This window comes from Pseudomonas sp. GW821-FHT12A04, from assembly GCF_058807755.1.
The window spans coordinates 117,930-136,099 of record NZ_JBXAQZ010000003.1; the positions used below are offsets into that span (position 1 = coordinate 117,930).

Below are 18,170 nucleotides of genomic sequence, written 5' to 3' on the forward strand. Positions count from 1 at the left end.
TTCATCGCATAAGCCAATGAGTCATAAGCAATTCACTAGAACTCAACGGCAAATGCAGACACCATAGCGCTCAACAGCCTCACACCCTGGAGTCAGTCCGCGTGCCGCAACACACCCCCGATCTCCCTCCCGAACTTCGCCCACTGGCCGAGATGCCGCTGATCAAGCGATTGCTTGCCCGATTCTTCGGCTACAGCCTGACCCGCCTGCACGCACAGCATCGGGCGTCGTGGTTGCATGGCCAGGCCGACGGTTTTCGCAGTGGTCACAGCGCCGGGGTCGATTACGGCTACAGGGAAGGCAAGCTCGAGGGGCTGGAAGAGGGCCGGCAGGTCCTGCTGATCCGCGACTCGCGCTGCACTGAACACCAACCGCCGAATGTCGATGACCTGTTGTTCGACGACTGGCGCCTGCCGTTGAGCGCCGAGCTGAAGAAGCGCATGAAGACCGATGTCGCCCGATTGTTGCCGGCCCATGCCCAACCCAGTGCCGCACAGTGGAAAATGATCTTCAGCGACACCCCGTCCACCTCGGTGATCGCGGGGGCCGGTGCGGGCAAATCGACCACGCTGGTGCTGCGTATCTTATTGTTGACCCACTACCTGGGCTTCGAACTGAATTCGATGACGGTGGTGACCTTCACCCGTGAGTCGCGCAAGGACTTCATCAACAAGCTGATCGAACTGTTTGCGCTCTGGGGCCGCGGGATCAGTTTCAAGGAGGCGCGGGACCTGGTGCGCACCTTTCACTCGCGGATCCTGCCGATGGTGCGCAGCCTTCCGGGTTTCGAGCGTTTACATGCTTTCGAGAACCTCAGCCTGCGGGCTGCACAGGGGGACGAGGAGGTCGACAGCAATCCGTTCGATCTGCGCATCAACGACGCCCAACGCCAGCAGCTCAACGCCTGCTATCACCGTCTGCACCGTGACGATGAGCGTTTTCGCGAGTTGATCAAGCCATTGTCCCGGCATGCCCTGCAACTCAAGGAGCTGGAGCGCGATCACCCGGATGTGCAAAAACGCATGGGCGTTACCGAGCTTGCGGCCAAGCGCGACGAGGAGCTGTGCGACGCCATCGAGGACCTGTGGTTTCGCGCCGGTGCCTGGCCCATCAAGGGCATCGAACCAAATCGCCAGTCGTTCGATATCAACGGTTCGACATTCCATTGTCACGGCTACATCCCGTCGCTGGATGCCTGGGTGGTGCTGGGGTTCGATCCTCGGGAGAACCCGCAGGTCACGCGACCAAACGCCAAGCTGTCGGTGCGCGCGGAGTGGGCAGTAAAGCGCACCCTGTTTCAAGCTTTCTGTCGTAAGCCATTGATATGGCTAGATAGTTACGAATCATCAAAACGTGTTCTGGCCTCGCTCGCCGGTGATGCCAGCGCCGGGCCGGGTTTCGATTACAAGGTCAAGGGCGAGCTCGCTTCAGCGCCACTGCTCGATTGTTTTGTCGCCGCCGCCGGGTTCATCGAAAACCTCGGGCTGGACGTGCCGGGCGCCGTGGCCCGGATGAGTTTCGCCAAGGACGATCCCGACCGGTTCTTCTTTGAAGCCTTGAGTCTGTACTGGCGGGCGCTGGAAGATCATTTGCTGGATCAGAAGCCGCCGATCATGACCTACAACCGAATGTTCGCCCTGTTCAGCGAACATTCGCCGGAGAATCTCAAACTGCTCGGCGATGAACTGCTGCGGCCGCTGTCACACCTGATGATCGACGAATTCCAGGATGTCTCGCCGCAGATCGTCTCCTGGATCAGGGCCAGCCTGGCAGAGATCCGCAGTCGCGGGCCAGCCATGCACGTCGGGCGCGGAGCCCAGCGTTCCTCGTTGCTCTGTGTGGGCGATGACTGGCAGTCCATCTATGGTTGGCGCGGCAGTTCGCCGACCTACTTCATGGATTTCAACAAGGAGTTCCCGTCGCCGAGCACCACCAAGGTCATGCTCAGCGACAACTACCGCAGCCACCAGCACATCATCGATGCCGCCGAGCACATCGTGCGCGCAGCACCGGCGATTGCCGGGAAGAAAGCCAAGGCCAGCGGTGAACCCAAGGCATTGCTGCCGGTGAACGTCCTTGATCGAGATGACCAGGGCATGGCCCAACGCCTGATGGAGCATTATCGAAAGGGCGATTCGATCTTGATGCTTTATCGAAAAAGCAGCGATAAGTTATTGATAGAAGAGCATATTAAATCAGTACTTAATGTTGATTCCAGCTTGCCGTATGAGGCTCGCAGGCTCAAGCAGTTGACGTATCACAGCGCCAAGGGCCTCCAGGCCGATGCCGTGTTTTTGCTGGGCGACTGCCAGCACCTGACCAGTTCACCTTACAAGAATCAGGTTTACCGGATGGCGGGCCTGGGCAAGGCCGGCGACAGCGAGCCCTATGACAATGCCCAGAAGGACGAGATCCTGCGGTTGGCCTACGTGGGTATTACCCGCGCTGTCAGCCATTGCTACTGGTACGTCGACGCACAAGACACCCAGGCCGCGAACATGCCCAAGGCCTCCGACCGGATCGGCAAGGGCAAAGCGTTTTTTGTCGACCATCGTAAAAGCCAAATCACCGCCTGACTTCTGTAGGTGTAGGAGCGAGCTTGCTCGCGATGGATTCAAGAGCGCCGTGGTTAGCCAGTAAATACGCGTTATCGTTAACGACCATCGCGAGCAAGCTCGCTCCTACAGGTACAGGGAAGCGTTCAACAAAAAGCCCACATAAAGTGGGCCTTTTAACAACTGAGCCTTCAGGCATAACTCTTGAAGGCCTCCGGTGGGATGAAGGCTTCAAGCTCGTCCTCCACCGCTTCGATTATTCGTTCTACATCCGCGGCATTCATGACGGTGGCGCACGGAATACCGGCAATGGCGATCATGGTCTCGCCAGTGGCACGATCAAAAAGACGGGCAATCATGCTGCCCGGGGCGTCCATGCTCGCCTCGAAACCCATGGGATGAAAATGCCAGCGCATCAGCTGGCAGGCGTTTGGAAACGTAACCTTACTGAACCCTTTATTCATGTGTTGCCCGCCTTCATTATCGAGCGCGTCCGTTAGCTCATGGTAGGAGGGAAGAACCTTCATTGGTTCAACCAGTGACAGTTTTTAAAAGTAGCATCCGGATGTGAAAACAATGTGGAGTTTTCAGGTCGTTTGGCGATTGCCAACGCTTTTTTTGATTCAGGTCACGCTTATCGGCCATTTGCGGGCACAAGCCATCATCGGTTTAGTCGTTGAAGACAAAACGGAAGTTGGGCAAGCTCGGTCTTTTCCCGTCGAGATGTTCAATGCACGCCGATGAAGATGGCCCGCTGCAAACCCAGGCCACGGGCGAGACGGTCATGCGCTATCACTTGCGCTGGAAGCACCGGGATCTGGATGGCGTCATGGCGCTTTATCACCCTGAAGTCCAGTACAACGACTTTTTCCAGAACCGGGTCATGGGCCTGGCCGAATTGCGCGAATATGTGCGCAGTAGCATGCCCCGGGATCCGGATGAAGCGCTGGAGCACTCCGACCGCATTCGACTGGACGGCAACACTGCGTTCATTCAGTACCGCATCACCTTGCGCGGTGGTGAAGGGTTGGTGTCGTTCCGCGCCAGCGAAGCGATCACCGTCAAGGACGGGCTGATCTGGCGGGTCAATGAATATGCTTCATTGGTGCACGAACAACCCGGCAGCAAAACGTCCGGCAACCAGCGCCCGGCGGTCAGCCGGCTCGGCCTGTCGCCTCGCCAACTGAGCTTCATGGCCGATGACCTGCAGCAGTATTTCCAGCGCCAACAGCCTTATCTGGACCCGGAGCTCGATCTGCAACGAGTGGCGAAGGAGTGTGGCTACAGCCGCAACCAGATTTCCTACCTGTTGAATCAGGTGCTGGGCCAGAGCTTCTACCGCTACGTCAACCAGGCGCGCCTGCAACATTTGCTTGCGGCGCTGGATGCCGCCCTGCCGCCAGTGCGCATCGACGAACTGGCCTTCGCTGCCGGATTCAATTCGCTGTCGGCGTTCTACAGCTGTTTCCGCCAGCACACCGGCCAGTCCCCCAAGGCCTACGTCAAACAAATTTCTTTGCGTGCACGCGCGCAAGACAGCGCCTGAGCCCACGCACTAGGATCGACGCCATCGAAGTTTGAGTGGCGGAGTCTTGCATGCCGGCGTGGCGCACTATCAGTTTGTGGATGGACCAGCTCGAAGAACCGCTAATGGCGCGTCCGGCGCTGGAGCGGGACCTGGATGTCGACGTGGCGATCATCGGCGCGGGTTATACCGGACTCTGGACCGCGTACTACCTCAAGCAGCACAAACCTGACCTGAACATCGCCATCGTCGAAGCGCAAACCGCCGGTTTCGGCGCGTCGGGGCGCAATGGTGGCTGGCTGATGGGCAATTTGCTGGGAGAAGACCGCCTGCTGGCCAAACTGTCGGCCGAAGCGCGCCGCGCCTCCTACGATTTGCTGCACAGCATTCCGGATGAAGTGGAGATTGTCCTCGAACGCGAGGGAATCGACTGCGATTATCGTAAAGGCGGGGTGCTGTATTGCGCCGCACGCTATCCGGAGCAGGAGGCCAGCCTGCGTCACTATCTGGACGATCTCCACCGCCAGGGCCTAAACGACAGCCACTATCGCTGGCTTACCCCGGAACAACTGGCGCAACAGATCCGCGTCGCCAAACCCTACGGCGGTATCTACGCGCCGCACGTGGCGACCATTCACCCGGCCAGGCTGGTACGGGGGCTGGCCCGGGCGGTGGAGCGCCTGGGCGTCAGAATCTACGAAAACAGCCCGGTCACCCATTGGCAGTCCGGCAGTCTGCGCACGGCCAAAGCTTCGGTGCGCAGTCGCTGGGTGGTGCCGGCGGTAGAAGGCTACTCCGTGACGCTGCCGCCATTGGGGCGTTATCAGTTGCCGGTGCAGAGCCTGATCGTCGCGACCGAGCCCTTGTCGGCGGCCATCTGGGACGAAATCGGCCTGAGTCACGGCCAGGCATTCAGCGAGGCCAGTCGCCAGGTCACCTACGGTCAACGCACCGCTGACAACCGATTGATCTTTGGCGCCCGTGGCGGGTACCAGTTCGCTGGCAAGCTGCGCCACGACTTCGACCTGAGCGCTGACGAAATACACCTGCGGCGTTATCTGTTCGGCGAACTGTTCCCGCAGTTGAAGAACGTGCAGATCACCCATTCCTGGGGCGGCAACCTGGGCATGTCCCGGCATTTCCAGCCACACATGCTTTGCGACCGGGCCAACGGCATTGCCCTGTCGGGCGGTTATGGCGGGGAGGGCGTTGGCGCCAGCAACCTGGGAGGCCGCACGCTGGCCGACCTGATCCTGGGGCGCGACACCGATCTGGTACGCCAACCGTGGGTCATCCCCCAGCGCGGCCTCGACGCACTGCGGGCCTGGGAGCCGGAGCCGATCCGCTGGCTCGGCTACAACGCGATCATCCGCAGCTTTGTCCACGAGGACCAGACCCTGGCCAACCCGGCCACAGCGCCCTGGCGGCGCAGGCTGGCCAGCGGGGTGGCCGGTTTCATGGAAGGTTTCATGCACTAAACAGCGTCTCTACATCGACAGGTATCCCCATGAGCATCACGCAATTCAAGAACACCGCAACCCTGAAACTGGACGAGTCCAATCCGGTCGTCGTACCCCTGGGAACTCCCGTGGCCGTGGCTTCGACCACCAGCGTCGAACGCGACGACGGCGTCGAGACCGGTGTCTGGGAATGTACCCCCGGGCGCTGGCGGCGGCAGATCGTCGCCCAGGAATTCTGTCACTTCATTCAGGGCCGCTGCACCTTCACGCCCGACGGCGGCGAACCGCTGCACATCGAGGCCGGCGACGCGCTGATGCTGCCAGCCAATAGCCTCGGTATCTGGGACATCCAGGAAACCGTGCGCAAGACCTACGTTTTGATTTTTTGAATGCTTTTGAAATTTGAAAGCTGATCTTTTGATTGCCTGCCAATAACAACAACCTCTACAGGAATCGGCTCATGATCCGAAAGACCCTGACTCTGGCTCCGCTGATGCTGGTTGCATCCATCAGCCAGGCCGCCGAAACCGTCAAAATCTATAACTGGTCGGATTACATCGCGCCAGACACCACGAAAAACTTCCAGAAAGAAACCGGCATCGGCTTCACCTACGACGTCTACGACAGCAACGAAACCCTCGATGGCAAGCTGATGACCGGAAAATCCGGTTACGACGTGGTGTTTCCGTCCAACCACTTCATGGCCCGGCAGATTGAAGGCGGCGCACTGAAGAAGCTCGACAAGAGTCAGTTGCCGAACTGGAAAAACCTCAACCCGGTATTGCTCAAGGCATTGCAGACTAACGATCCGGGCAACGAGCACGGCTTCCCTTACCTGTGGGGCAGCACCGGCATCGGCTACAACATTGCCAAGGTCAAGGCGGTGCTGGGCGACAACGCCCCGGTGGATTCCTGGGACCTGATCTTCAAGCCCGAGAACATGCAGAAGTTGCAGAAGTGCGGCGTGGCCATCCTCGACAACGGCCCCGAACTGCTGCCGGCCGCGTTGAACTACCTCGGTTTGCCGCATCACAGCAAGAACCCGGAAGACTACAAAAAGGCCGAAGCCCTGCTGATGAAGGTGCGGCCGTATGTCAGCTATTTCCACTCGTCCAAGTACACCAGTGATCTGGCCAATGGCGACATCTGCGTCGCGGTCGGTTTCTCCGGCGACATCCTGCAAGCGGAAAACCGCGCCAGGGAAGCCAACAATGGCATCGACATCGGCTACTCGATTCCCAAGGAAGGCGCAGCGATCTGGTTCGATATGGTCGCGATGCCGGCCGACGCTCCGGACGACAAGGCCGGCTACGCCTTTATGGACTACCTGCTGCGCCCGGACGTCATGGCCAGCGTCAGCAACTACGTGCATTACGCCAATGGCAACGAAAAAGCCGACAGCCTGATCGACCCTGCGATCAAGAACGACACCAAGGTTTACCCAAGTCCTGAAATGATGGGCAAGCTGTTTGCGCTGGAAGCCATGCCACTGAACATCGACCGGGTGCGTACCCGGGTCTGGAACAAGATCCGCACCGGCAGCTGACAAGCTGCATCAGGCCACCGGGAAAGGATGTCCCGATGCGCCATCAGCCAACTGGCTCGAGCGAACAACGCATTTGCCCCGAGCCCGGGATCTGTAACAGGGCCTCGTTACCGGTTTGCCAAAAGCCGTAGCTACCCCGCAAATCCTTGCCGTTGTATTGGCTTGCATAATCGTTCGGTACCTGGATAAGGGTGGCAGAGGTATTCGCCCATTTCAGGTACACCACACGCGGCTCGACATTGAAGAAAGTAGCGGCAATCAACGCGTTCAATCCTGCGCAACGAAAGGCTACGGGGCCATCGGTGAGCCTGCTTGGATCCTTGGTCCTCGCAATGGCCGAACCCTGGCGAAGCTGGTGTGCGCGTTCGGCATAACTGCGGATCGTGCAGGCCTTGGGCTCTGCCTTGGTGGCACATTGATTTCGCGCGTCGACCCAGAAGCGCTGTTCGATCTCGACCTTGTCGGGGCGCGGTACCGAATGATCGTCCGTGAGCGCCAGGCGATAAAGGCGTGTCAGTTCAATCTCCATCCGCTTCAGCTGTGGGTCGCGACAGATCAGCTTCTCGACGGATGCGCTGGCCCTGGCGCAGTCGAAGCTGGTTGCCAGGACCGTAGTCGTCCCGGCATTCGCACAAATGCTCATTACCGCACACGCGCTGGCGGCGATGAGAGCGGCCAAAAGAGGCGTGACCATTTTCATGTCGGCTTCACCCGGATCATTTCGTGAGGCCCGTGGTGTAAGGCAATCCATCGAACCCTTGCACCGTCATTCGTTCATGGGCTGTATCGCAGTTTAAGGCAGTGTGCAAAACCTGCCACACCGGGGAGGGTTCCAGTGGGGCGACAACGCCGGTTGTGCAGCCTTTGCGGAGCTGAAATGGTTATTGCCTGATGGTCATTCGTTGCCTGCTCGCGAAGAACGATAACCCGGTATTCAGAGGTGATCACTTCATTGAAATGTTTAACAGATTAAACATAAATAGTCCGACGATTCGAGTGCCCGGAAATTTACCTATATTTAATAATTAAATTGTCGATTGTCCGACAATAACTCCCGTCTAATATTTTTTTAACTCAATACTTTCTCAGTACGCCCACTGTTTACGGGCACATTCCTGAATGCGCAAATTTGACGTCAAAAAAGTAGTGGACGTTTGATTTCTAATTGTGTCAGTTTTCCTACGCCTTCATTGGGCGAGTGATAGGACGATCTCGCCAGGGATCGTCTTTATCTGACAAAAACTGTTCCATAGCTAAACAAGGAAGTGTGTTTATGTCGAAAGTAAAAGATCACGCTATTGATTCCGCCGAACAGGTGCTGCTGCCACTGTCAGCATTGGCGGCAAGCAGTTCTGCATTCAATCAGATCAATAGTTTCAGCCATCAGTATGATCGGGGCGGCAACCTCACGGTCAATGGCAAACCGTCGTTCTCCGTCGATCAGGCAGCCAACCAATTGCTGCGCGACGGCGCTGCTTACCAGGACAAGGATGGTAGCGGCAAAATAGAGCTGACCTATACCTTCCTGACTTCGGCATCGTCCAGCACGATGTACAAGCACGGGATTACCGGATTCAGTCAGTTCAGCGCGCAGCAGAAAGCCCAGGCCGTGCTCGCCATGCAATCCTGGGCCGACGTGGCCAATGTTACCTTCACTGACAAGGCCAGCGGCGGCGATGGCCACATGACCTTCGGCAACTACAGCGGCGGTCAGGACGGTGCGGCTGCGTTTGCCTACCTGCCTGGTACCGGGGCCGGTTACGACGGGACTTCCTGGTACCTGATCAACAGCAGTTACACGCCCAACAAGACCCCGGACCTGAACAACTATGGCCGGCAAACCCTGACCCACGAAATCGGCCACTCCCTGGGCCTGGCCCACCCCGGCGACTACAACGCCGGCGAGGGTGCACCGACCTACAATGACGCGTCCTATGGGCAAGACACCCGCGGCTACAGCGTCATGAGCTACTGGAGTGAAAGCAATACCAGTCAGAACTTCAGCAAGGGCGGCGTCGAAGCCTACGCGTCCGGCCCGCTGATTGACGATATCGCTGCCATTCAGCAGCTCTACGGTGCCAACACCACCACTCGCACCGGCGACACTACCTACGGTTTCAACTCCAACGCCGGTCGCGACTTCCTTGGCGCGTCTTCTTCGGCGGACAAGGTGGTGTTTTCGGTCTGGGATGCAGGCGGCAAGGACACCCTGGACTTTTCCGGGTTTACCCAGAACCAGAAGATCAACCTCAATGAAACGTCGTTCTCGGACGTCGGCGGCTTGGTGGGTAACGTCTCCATCGCCAAGGGTGTCACCGTCGAGAACGCCATTGGCGGTTCGGGCAACGACTTGCTGATCGGTAACAACGTGTCCAACGAGCTCAAAGGCGGTGCCGGCAACGACATCCTTTACGGCGCTGGCGGCGCGGACAAACTGTGGGGCGGCGCAGGTTCGGACACCTTCGTGTTTGCGGCCAGCAGTGACTCCAGGCCAGGTACGGTCGACCAGATCCTCGACTTTGTCAGCGGTCTGGACAAGATCGACCTGACCGGCATCACCAACGGCGCGGGCCTGCACTTTGTCAGCGCCTTCACCGGGGCGGTGGGCGATGCGGTGCTCAGCACCTCGGGCGGCAACAGTTTGTTGTCGATCGACTTCTCGGGGCATGGCGCGGCTGATTTCCTGGTCAGTACCGTGGGCCAGGCGGCGTACTCGGACATCGTGGCTTGATGTGAGGTGAACAAGGAGGGCGGCGCCCGATGCGCTGCTCTCTTACCGTAAGCAGGGTTGCGGCCCGGAGTACAAGAACCTATGACGCACAGCGTCTTTTCCCGCAAGACAAGCGCGTGGCTACTGGCAGCGTTGATGATGTTTTTTGGAGAGGAAACCATGGCAAGCAGTCTGAAACTGGCGGATCCGTCAGAGTTGGCTGGCAATTGGCTGGCTACGCTAAGAGCCGCGCAAGACACGGACAAATCACCGCTCGTTGCTTCGAATGAATGCTTGATCGACTTTCAGCCAAATCAAACCCTGGGTGCTGGCGCGGACTGTTTCACCGCCTGGCTTGGGGAGCAGGTGATCGGCTGGTTTCCCGAACCGGACGGCATTGCAATCACCGGCAAGGAAGGCTCAAAAATCCTGTTTTTCAACCGTCAGTTCGAAGGGCTTTATCAAGGTACTTTGCAGTCGGGTCGGATCATTACCCTCAAGCGGCCGACGCGTTAGCCGCAAAAGCAGTCAAGCGCAATCCCCCGGCACTTTATCGATCACAAAACATTGTTCGTTATTTGTAAACGATAACGGGCAAACAATGTCTCGACCGTGTGCGGACAGTTAACTGGAACCTCGCCCGCGCGTGGCGATAAATATCAGCTCAGGAATAACCAATGAAGATGGCGAAGGCCCCAGCCACCGCACCATTAATAAAGGCACTGGGGGACTATAAGAGCATCTTGATCAGCGTCGGTTGTTTTACCGCCCTGATCAACATTCTGATGTTGGCGCCCTCTATCTACATGCTGCAAGTCTATGACCGGGTACTGTCTTCGCAGAATGAAACAACACTGGTCATGTTGTCGCTGATGATTGTCGGGTTCTTTGCCTTTATCGGTTTGCTGGAAGCTGTCCGCAGTTTCATCGTCATCCGTATTGGCAGTCAGTTGGAGCGACGGTTCAATCTGCGGGTCTATCGGGCGGCGTTCGAGCGCAACCTGTTCAAAGGCGAAGGCAATGCGGGACAGGCGCTGGGGGATCTGACACATATTCGCCAGTTCGTCACCGGCCCGGCGTTGTTCGCGTTTTTCGATGCGCCGTGGTTCCCGGTGTACCTGTTGGTGATTTATTTGTTCAACATCTGGCTCGGCGTTTTTGCCACGGCGGGGGCTCTGCTGCTGATTGCGCTGGCCTGGCTGAATGAGTCCATGACCAAAAAACCGTTGGGCGAAGCCGCCGCGTGTTCCCAGCAATCCAGCCAATTGGCCACCAGCCATTTGCATAACGCCGAAACCATTCAGGCCATGGGTATGCTGGGGGCGTTGCGCAATCGCTGGTTTCAGGTGCATTCACGGTTCCTCGGCCTGCAAAACCAGGCCAGCGACACGGGCGCCGTCATCAGTTCCTTGAGCAAAACCCTGCGCCTGTGCCTGCAATCGTTGGTGCTGGGCCTTGGCGCATTGCTGGTGATCAAGGGTGACATGACCGCCGGAATGATGATCGCCGGTTCGATCCTGATGGGCCGTGTGCTGAGTCCTATCGATCAGTTGATCGCCGTATGGAAACAATGGAGCGGCGCCAAGCTGGCTTACCGCCGTCTCGACGCCTTGCTGCAAGCCTTCCCGTCGGGCGACGAGGCCATGGCGCTGCCGGCGCCGAAGGGCCAGATCACCTTTGAGCAGGTTAGCGCGGCGCCTCCGGGGCAACGGGCGGCGACCCTGCACCTGGTCAGTTTCAGCCTCGCAGCGGGTGAGGTTATGGGCGTGCTCGGTGCTTCCGGTTCCGGTAAATCGACACTGGCACGGGTACTGGTGGGTGTCTGGCCGACGCTCGGTGGTACGGTGCGGCTCGACGGTGCGGACATCCATCGCTGGAACCGCGACGACCTCGGGCCTTACATCGGTTACCTGCCGCAGGACATCGAGTTGTTCAGCGGCAGCATCGCGCAAAACATCGCGCGTTTCCGCGAGGCCGATCCACAGAGCGTCGTGGCCGCCGCACAGCAGGCCGGGGTGCATGAACTGATCCTGCGCCTGCCGCAAGGGTACGACACCGTGCTCGGCGAAGACGGTAGTGGCCTTTCCGGCGGGCAGAAACAACGGGTGGCCCTGGCCCGTGCGCTGTACGGCCAGCCGCGCCTGGTGGTGCTGGATGAGCCGAACTCCAACCTCGACACCGTGGGTGAAGCGGCGTTGGCCAGCGCGATTGCGCAAATGAAGGCCCAGGGCACCAGTGTGATTCTGGTGACCCATCGTTCTTCCGCGCTGGCCCAGGCGGACAAGTTGCTGGTGCTCAACGAAGGCCGCTTGCAGGCGTTCGGTCCGAGCCAGGACGTGCTCAAGGCACTCTCGGGGGCTCAGCAAGCACAACATGAAAAAACCGCGCAAGCGCCGGGCGGGCTCAGCATGAGCTGGAAGTCTCAGCCCGCGACAAGGAGTTCGGGCGTATGAGCCGCAGGCAGGTAAACCCTCAAAACGAAGCGACGATGGAGCACGACTACCTGGCTGGACAGCCTGAACGCGATGCGCGTTACTTCGCTCGCCTGGGTTGGATACTGGCGATTGTCGGCGCTGGCAGTTTCTTCACCTGGGCCAGCCTGGCCCCCCTCGATCAAGGCATACCAGTACAGGGCACAGTGGTGGTTTCGGGCAAGCGCAAGGCCGTGCAGTCGATGAGCAACGGCGTGGTCAGCCAGATTCTGGTGAGCGAAGGCCAGCGGGTGAAACAGGGCCAGCCGTTGTTCCGGCTCGACCAGACCCAGGTCGCCGCGGACGTGCAATCGTTGCAAGCGCAGTACCGCATGGCCTGGGCCAGCCTTGCCCGTTGGCAAAGCGAGCGGGACAACCTCAAGCAGGTGAATTTCCCCGCCGAGCTAAGCAATGATCCCGACCCGCGTCTGGCGTTGGTGCTCGAAGGCCAGCGCCAGTTGTTCAGCAGTCGTCGCGATGCCTTCGCCCGCGAGCAGGCCGCGTTGCGCGCCAGCATCGAAGGCGCCGGCGCGCAACTGGCCGGCATGCGCCGTGCCCGTACCGACTTGAGCGCTCAGGCCGATTCCCTGCAACAACAGCTAAACAATCTGACGCCACTGGCGGAAAACGGCTACATCCCGCGCAATCGGTTGATGGAGTACCAGCGGCAACTGTCGCAAGTGCAACAGCAGTTGGCCGAAAACCTCGGCGAAAGCGGTCGGGTGGAGCAGGGCATTGTCGAGTCCCGCTTGAAGTTGCAACAGCATATCGAGGAGTACCAGAAAGAAGTACGCACCCAACTGGCCGAAGCGCAGCTCAAAAGCGTGACGCTGGAGGAACAGTTGACCTCCGCCGGGTTCGATCTGCAGCACAGCGAGATCATCGCCACGGCTGACGGCATTGCGGTCAATCTGGGTGTACACACGGTAGGCGCGGTGGTGCGCCAGGGCGACAACCTGCTGGAGATCGTGCCTCAGGACACGCGCCTGGAAGTGGAAGGGCACCTGCCGGTCAACCTTATCGACAAGGTCGGTACGCACCTGCCGGTGGATATCCTGTTCACCGCCTTCAACCAGAGCCGCACCCCGCGAGTACCAGGTGAAGTCAGCCTGGTCTCCGCCGACCAGTTGCTCGATGAGAAAACCGGCGCACCGTACTACGTGCTGCGCAGCAGCGTCAGTGACCAGGCCATGGAGAAACTCAATGGCCTGGTGATCAAGCCCGGTATGCCGGCGGAAATGTTCGTGCGTACCGGTGAGCGTTCGCTCCTCAATTATTTGTTCAAACCGCTGCTCGACCGGGCAGGCTCCGCGTTGACCGAGGAATAAGGATGTTCGGCTGTATGAAAAAGCTTTCGATGCTCGGGGCGGCGTTGATGTTGTTCGCGGGCAACCAGGCCGTGGCGGCCATGGGACCGTTCGAGATCTATGAACAGGCACTGCACAATGATCCGGTATTCCTCGGCGCCATCAAGGAACGCGATGCAGGCCTTGAGAACCGTGCCATCGGCCGCGCCGGGTTGTTGCCAAGACTGGGTTACAACTACAACAAGGGCAGGAACAGCTCCAAGGCTACCTACCTCAACGAGCGCGGGCAAAACCAGAGCGATGACCGCAACTACAGCAGTTACGGTTCCAGCCTCACCTTGCAACAGCCGTTGCTCGACTACGAGGCCTACGCGGCTTATCGCAAGGGCGTCGCGCAATCGCTGTTTTCCGACGAAAATTTTCGTGGCAAGAGCCAGCAATTGCTGGTGCGGGTGCTGGAAAACTACACCAAGGCGTTGTTCGCCCAGGACCAGATCGATATCGCCCTGGCCAAGAAGAAAGCTTTCGAGCAGCAGTTCCAGCAGAACGAGCAGATGTTTCGCCAGGGCGAAGGTACTCGCACGGACATTCTCGAAGCCGAATCGCGCTATGAGCTGGCCACCGCCGAAGAAATCGAAGCACGTAATGAACAGGATGCATCTCTGCGCGAACTCGGCGCGCTGATCGGTGTGCCGGCGATCGACATTGCCGACCTTGCACCACTGGATCAAAACTTCCAGACCTTCACCCTGCAGCCGGCCAATTACGACACCTGGCATGAGATGGCCGTGGCCAACAACCCCAACCTGGCTTCCCAGCGCCAGGCGCTTGAAGTGGCGCGCTACGAGGTCGAGCGCAACCGGGCCGGGCACCTGCCCAAGGTCAGCGCCTACGCCACGGTGCGTCAGAATGAATCGGAAAGCGGCAATACCTACAACCAGCGCTACGACACCAACACCATCGGCATCGAAATCAATGTGCCGCTGTACGCCGGCGGTGGTGTTTCTGCATCGACCCGCCAGGCAAGCCGTGCGATGGAACAGGCCGAGTACGAACTGGACGGCAAAACCCGGGAAACCCTGATCGAATTGCGACGGCAGTTCAGCGCCTGCCTGACAGGGGTGAGCAAGCTGCGTGCCTATCAGAAGGCCCTGGTCTCCGCCGAAGCGCTGGTGGTCTCGACCAGGCAAAGCATTCTGGGCGGTGAGCGGGTCAACCTCGATGCGCTCAATGCCGAGCAACAACTGTTTACCACCCGCCGGGATCTGGCCCAGGCCCGCTACGACTATCTGATGGCCTGGACCCGGTTGCATTTCTACGCCGGGACCTTGAGCGAGCAGGACCTGGCCAAGGTGGATGAGGCCTTCGGCCAGGGACCGAGGGTGCAGTAGCTATTAAAAACAGTATGGAGAGGACTCAAAAAATGCCTGTCTGTTGAGGAACTGAACACCGCAGCCTCTGTAGTGGCGCGTTTTAACCAAGAGGAATTGAGGCAAGGCTTCTAACAACAAGGATTTTGGCAACACAACTAAGGAAGGTAGCTCGATGAATAACAAGTACAACAATCTAGCCGTGCTCTGCGTGTTGGCCACACTGGGCACCGCACACGCGGCACCCTACGTGGAAAACGGCAGGACAGGCGATCCCGAAAGCTGGCGCAGCACAGAGTTCAGCGCTGACTGGGGCCTGGGGGCGATCAACGCGCAGGATGCCTATGCGGCCGGTTACACCGGCAAAGGCGTGAAGCTGGGGATCTTCGACCAACCGGTATACGCCTTGCACCCGGAGTTTTCCGGAGCCAATAAGGTCATCACGCTGGTGACCAGCGGCATCCGCGAGTACACCGACCCGTACATTCCGGTCAAGGTCGGGGACGCCTTTCTCTATGACGGTTCGCCCTCGGTGGGCTCCAACGGCAAACTCGGTGCCCACGGCACCCACGTTGGCGGGATCGCCGCCGGCAGCCGCGATGGCGGACCGATGCACGGCGTCGCCTTTGGTGCACAGATCATCAGCGCCGACAACGGCGACCCGGGCCCGGAAGACGGTATCGTACGCGGCAACGACGGCGCGGTGTACAAGGCCGGTTGGGACGCCCTGATCGCCAGCGGCGCGCGGATCATCAACAATAGCTGGGGCATCGGCATCACCGACCGCTTCGACCTCGGCGGTCGGGACCCGGCGTATCCGCACTTCACCGTGCAGGATGCACAACTGCAGTTCAACGAGATCCGGACCTTGCTGGGGACCAAACCCGGCGGTGCCTACGACGGCGCCATCGCGGCGGCCCGCAGCGGCATCGTGACGATTTTCGCCGCCGGTAACGACTACAACCTCAACAACCCGGACGCCATCGCCGGCCTCGGTTATTTCGTCCCCGAGATCGCGCCGAACTGGATGACCGTCGCGGCCTTGCAGAAGAACCCGGACACCAACAGTCCCGCCCCCTACAACATCAGCACCTTCTCGTCGCGCTGCGGCTACACCGCGAGTTTCTGCGTGTCGGCGCCAGGCAGCCGGATCTACAGTTCGATCATCAGCGGCACCGATGCCGCTGACCTGACTACCGGCTACGCCAATTACAACGGCACCTCCATGGCGGCACCGCACGTTGCCGGCTCGGTGGCGGTGTTGATGGAACGCTTCCCGTACATGACCGGCGCACAAGTCGCCAGCGTGCTGCGTACCACCGCCACCGACCTCGGCGCACCCGGCGTCGATTCGCTGTATGGCTGGGGCATGATCAACCTGCGCAAAGGCATCGACGGCCCGGCGATGCTCGTCACCGAGCAGGACATTCCCGAAGAGTTCCGCATCGACGGCGCCTACGGCTCCAGTCAGTTTGTCGCGGACTTGCCGGGTATCGGCGCGATCATCGACGCCGGCAAACCTACCGAGCGTGTGTGCAACGACGTGCACTGCGGGCTCGACGTCTGGCGCAACGACATATCCGGCCACGGCGGCCTGACCAAGCAGGGCATCGGCACGCTGGTGCTGACCGGAGCCAACACCTACACCGGCCAGACCCTGGTCAATCAGGGCCGATTGGCCGTCAACGGTTCGCTGCTATCGGCCGTCACCGTCAATGACAATGGCATCCTCGGTGGTAACGGCAGTATCGCGGCACTGACTGCGAAAAGCGGCGGTACCGTGGCGCCCGGCAACTCCATCGGCACCTTGCAGGTGACGGGCGACATGACCTTCGAGCCCGGCTCGACCTACGCCGTAGAGGTGTCGCCCACCCGCAGCGACCAGATCATTGCCGGCGGCACAGCCACCATCGAAGGCGCAACGGTCAGCCTGACCCTGGAAAACAGTCCAACGCTGCTGACCACCGGCGAGGCGAAAACCCTGCTGGGCAATCAGTACAACATCCTGCAAGCCGCTGGCGGGATCGAAGGGCGTTTCGGGGCGGTGTTGCCGGACTACCTGTTTATCGGTGGCACCCTCGGTTACACGACGGACAGCATTCAACTGGCGGTGGAGCGCAATGCGACATCTTTCACCAGTGTAGGCCTGACCCCGAATCAACGGGCCGTGGCCGCTGCCGCCGAGCAACTGGGCACCGGCAATCGGCTCTACGAAACCCTGCTGTTGTCGCCGACCGCCGCTGTCGCGCAACAAGCGTTCCAGCAACTGTCCGGTGAGATTCATCCGGCGATCGGCACGCTGCTGATCAACGACAGCCGCTACCTGCGCGATGCGGTCGGCGAACGTCTGCGCGAGCGTGATCTGTTCGACGCCAGCGCACCGACCGATGACCGCAGCAATGCCTGGCTCAAAGTGCTCGGCGCCTGGGGCAAGAGCGATGGCGGGAATGACAACGCCAGTTCCAACAGCTCCATCGGCGGGCTGCTGGCCGGCGTCGATGGCTTGATCACTGAAGACACACGACTGGGTTTCGTTACCGGTTATAGCGACAGCTCGTTGAGCATGGGCGATGGCACGCACTCGTCGGCATCGGTCGACAGCTACCACTTGGGCGCCTACCTGGGCCACGAAATCGACGCGCTGCGCCTGAGCGTCGGCGGTGCTTACAGCTGGCATCGCATCGACGTCAAACGCGACCTGCAATTCGGTGACGTCAGCGGCAAGCAGAAATCCAAACGCGATGCGACCACCGCGCAACTGTTCACCGAAGCGGCGTATCGCCTGGACCTGCAACCGCTGGCACTGGAGCCGTTCGTCAACCTGGCTTACGTGCACCTGAACAGCGACAGCTTCAGCGAAAAAGGTGACGCCGCCGCACTCAAGGGCGGTGAAAACAACCGCGACGCGGTGCTCTCGACCCTTGGCCTGCGGGTGAGCAAAGCCATTGCGCTGTCCGATCAGCAACAACTGGAACTGTCCGGCACGCTCGGCTGGCAGCACAACCTGGGCAACACCCGTTCCGAAGACCACCTGGCCTTCGTCAATGGCAACACCGCGTTCAGCGTGCAAAGCGTGTCCATGGACCGCAATGCCGCGGTGGTCGGTGCCCGGGCCGGCTGGGCGCTGGGACGCGATACCCGTTTGAACCTGGACTACAACGGACTGCTCGGCTCCCGGGAAAAAGACCATGGTGTGGGCCTGACCCTGGACTGGCAGTTCTGATTT

At 59.8% G+C, this 18,170-nt stretch carries 13 protein-coding genes; 11 read left to right on the plus strand and 2 right to left on the minus strand.

The genetic code is table 11. From position 1 onward, the window contains the following. The first annotated feature begins 101 nt into the window (after positions 1 to 101). Entirely contained in the window at positions 102 to 2,576 is a 2,475-nt protein-coding gene (locus AC1RS8_RS05955; RefSeq protein WP_489338532.1) for a UvrD-helicase domain-containing protein, read from the plus strand. Positions 2,577 to 2,746: 170 nt separating this feature from the next. On the opposite strand, the gene AC1RS8_RS05960 is transcribed toward AC1RS8_RS05955, so the two are convergent. Then, entirely contained in the window at positions 2,747 to 3,019 is a 273-nt protein-coding gene (locus AC1RS8_RS05960) for a DUF1652 domain-containing protein (protein WP_057716601.1), read from the minus strand. Positions 3,020 to 3,285: 266 nt separating this feature from the next. On the opposite strand from AC1RS8_RS05960, the gene AC1RS8_RS05965 reads away from it, so the two are divergent. The 4 genes from AC1RS8_RS05965 to AC1RS8_RS05980 all read left to right on the plus strand — a co-directional run bounded on the left by AC1RS8_RS05965 (position 3,286) and on the right by AC1RS8_RS05980 (position 7,086). Then, positions 3,286 to 4,101, plus strand: a complete 816-nt coding sequence (locus AC1RS8_RS05965; RefSeq protein ID WP_489338531.1) for a helix-turn-helix transcriptional regulator — start codon at positions 3,286 to 3,288, stop codon at positions 4,099 to 4,101. 50 nt (positions 4,102 to 4,151) lie between these two features. Further along, positions 4,152 to 5,558, plus strand: a complete 1,407-nt coding sequence (locus AC1RS8_RS05970) for an NAD(P)/FAD-dependent oxidoreductase (protein ID WP_489338530.1) — start codon at positions 4,152 to 4,154, stop codon at positions 5,556 to 5,558. Positions 5,559 to 5,587: 29 nt separating this feature from the next. Next, a complete protein-coding gene (locus AC1RS8_RS05975) occupies positions 5,588 to 5,929 on the plus strand; it encodes a cupin domain-containing protein (RefSeq protein WP_090455273.1) in 342 nt (113 codons plus the stop codon). Between the two features lie 71 nt (positions 5,930 to 6,000). Continuing rightward, the gene (locus AC1RS8_RS05980; RefSeq protein ID WP_413422775.1) at positions 6,001 to 7,086 is read left to right on the plus strand and encodes a polyamine ABC transporter substrate-binding protein; all 1,086 of its coding nucleotides are present in this window, start codon (positions 6,001 to 6,003) and stop codon (positions 7,084 to 7,086) included. 43 nt (positions 7,087 to 7,129) lie between these two features. On the opposite strand, the gene AC1RS8_RS05985 is transcribed toward AC1RS8_RS05980, so the two are convergent. Then, positions 7,130 to 7,786 (minus strand): hypothetical protein, encoded by a 657-nt coding sequence (locus tag AC1RS8_RS05985; protein ID WP_489338529.1) that lies wholly within the window; start codon positions 7,784 to 7,786, stop codon positions 7,130 to 7,132. Between the two features lie 573 nt (positions 7,787 to 8,359). On the opposite strand from AC1RS8_RS05985, the gene AC1RS8_RS05990 reads away from it, so the two are divergent. The 6 genes from AC1RS8_RS05990 to AC1RS8_RS06015 all read left to right on the plus strand — a co-directional run bounded on the left by AC1RS8_RS05990 (position 8,360) and on the right by AC1RS8_RS06015 (position 18,167). After that, a complete protein-coding gene (locus AC1RS8_RS05990) occupies positions 8,360 to 9,817 on the plus strand; it encodes a serralysin family metalloprotease (RefSeq protein ID WP_057714794.1) in 1,458 nt (485 codons plus the stop codon). Between the two features lie 81 nt (positions 9,818 to 9,898). Further along, positions 9,899 to 10,312, plus strand: a complete 414-nt coding sequence (locus AC1RS8_RS05995; protein WP_057714795.1) for an AprI/Inh family metalloprotease inhibitor — start codon at positions 9,899 to 9,901, stop codon at positions 10,310 to 10,312. 161 nt (positions 10,313 to 10,473) lie between these two features. Next, entirely contained in the window at positions 10,474 to 12,249 is a 1,776-nt protein-coding gene (locus AC1RS8_RS06000; RefSeq protein ID WP_489338528.1) for a type I secretion system permease/ATPase, read from the plus strand. Between the two features lie 35 nt (positions 12,250 to 12,284). Beyond that, positions 12,285 to 13,595: an HlyD family type I secretion periplasmic adaptor subunit gene (locus tag AC1RS8_RS06005; RefSeq protein ID WP_489340626.1), complete on the plus strand. Its 1,311-nt coding sequence runs from the start codon at positions 12,285 to 12,287 to the stop codon at positions 13,593 to 13,595. 2 nt (positions 13,596 to 13,597) lie between these two features. Further along, positions 13,598 to 14,965 carry a TolC family outer membrane protein gene (locus AC1RS8_RS06010; RefSeq protein WP_090455261.1) on the plus strand — a complete coding sequence of 456 codons (1,368 nt, stop codon included), beginning with the start codon at positions 13,598 to 13,600 and terminating at the stop codon, positions 14,963 to 14,965. A gap of 154 nt (positions 14,966 to 15,119) precedes the next feature. Continuing rightward, positions 15,120 to 18,167 (plus strand): autotransporter domain-containing protein, encoded by a 3,048-nt coding sequence (locus tag AC1RS8_RS06015; protein ID WP_489338527.1) that lies wholly within the window; start codon positions 15,120 to 15,122, stop codon positions 18,165 to 18,167. The last annotated feature ends 3 nt before the right edge of the window (positions 18,168 to 18,170 follow it).

Coding starts and splice junctions, on each gene's coding strand:
- AC1RS8_RS06005 (WP_489340626.1), top strand. CDS start 12,285: ATGGAGCACGACTACCTGGCTGGACAGCCTGAACGCGATGCGCGTTAC.
- AC1RS8_RS05960 (WP_057716601.1), bottom strand. CDS start 3,019: ATGAATAAAGGGTTCAGTAAGGTTACGTTTCCAAACGCCTGCCAGCTG.
- AC1RS8_RS06010 (WP_090455261.1), top strand. CDS start 13,598: ATGTTCGGCTGTATGAAAAAGCTTTCGATGCTCGGGGCGGCGTTGATG.
- AC1RS8_RS06015 (WP_489338527.1), top strand. CDS start 15,120: ATGAATAACAAGTACAACAATCTAGCCGTGCTCTGCGTGTTGGCCACA.
- AC1RS8_RS05970 (WP_489338530.1), top strand. CDS start 4,152: ATGCCGGCGTGGCGCACTATCAGTTTGTGGATGGACCAGCTCGAAGAA.
- AC1RS8_RS05985 (WP_489338529.1), bottom strand. CDS start 7,786: ATGAAAATGGTCACGCCTCTTTTGGCCGCTCTCATCGCCGCCAGCGCG.
- AC1RS8_RS05975 (WP_090455273.1), top strand. CDS start 5,588: ATGAGCATCACGCAATTCAAGAACACCGCAACCCTGAAACTGGACGAG.
- AC1RS8_RS06000 (WP_489338528.1), top strand. CDS start 10,474: ATGAAGATGGCGAAGGCCCCAGCCACCGCACCATTAATAAAGGCACTG.
- AC1RS8_RS05980 (WP_413422775.1), top strand. CDS start 6,001: ATGATCCGAAAGACCCTGACTCTGGCTCCGCTGATGCTGGTTGCATCC.
- AC1RS8_RS05990 (WP_057714794.1), top strand. CDS start 8,360: ATGTCGAAAGTAAAAGATCACGCTATTGATTCCGCCGAACAGGTGCTG.
- AC1RS8_RS05995 (WP_057714795.1), top strand. CDS start 9,899: ATGACGCACAGCGTCTTTTCCCGCAAGACAAGCGCGTGGCTACTGGCA.
- AC1RS8_RS05965 (WP_489338531.1), top strand. CDS start 3,286: ATGCACGCCGATGAAGATGGCCCGCTGCAAACCCAGGCCACGGGCGAG.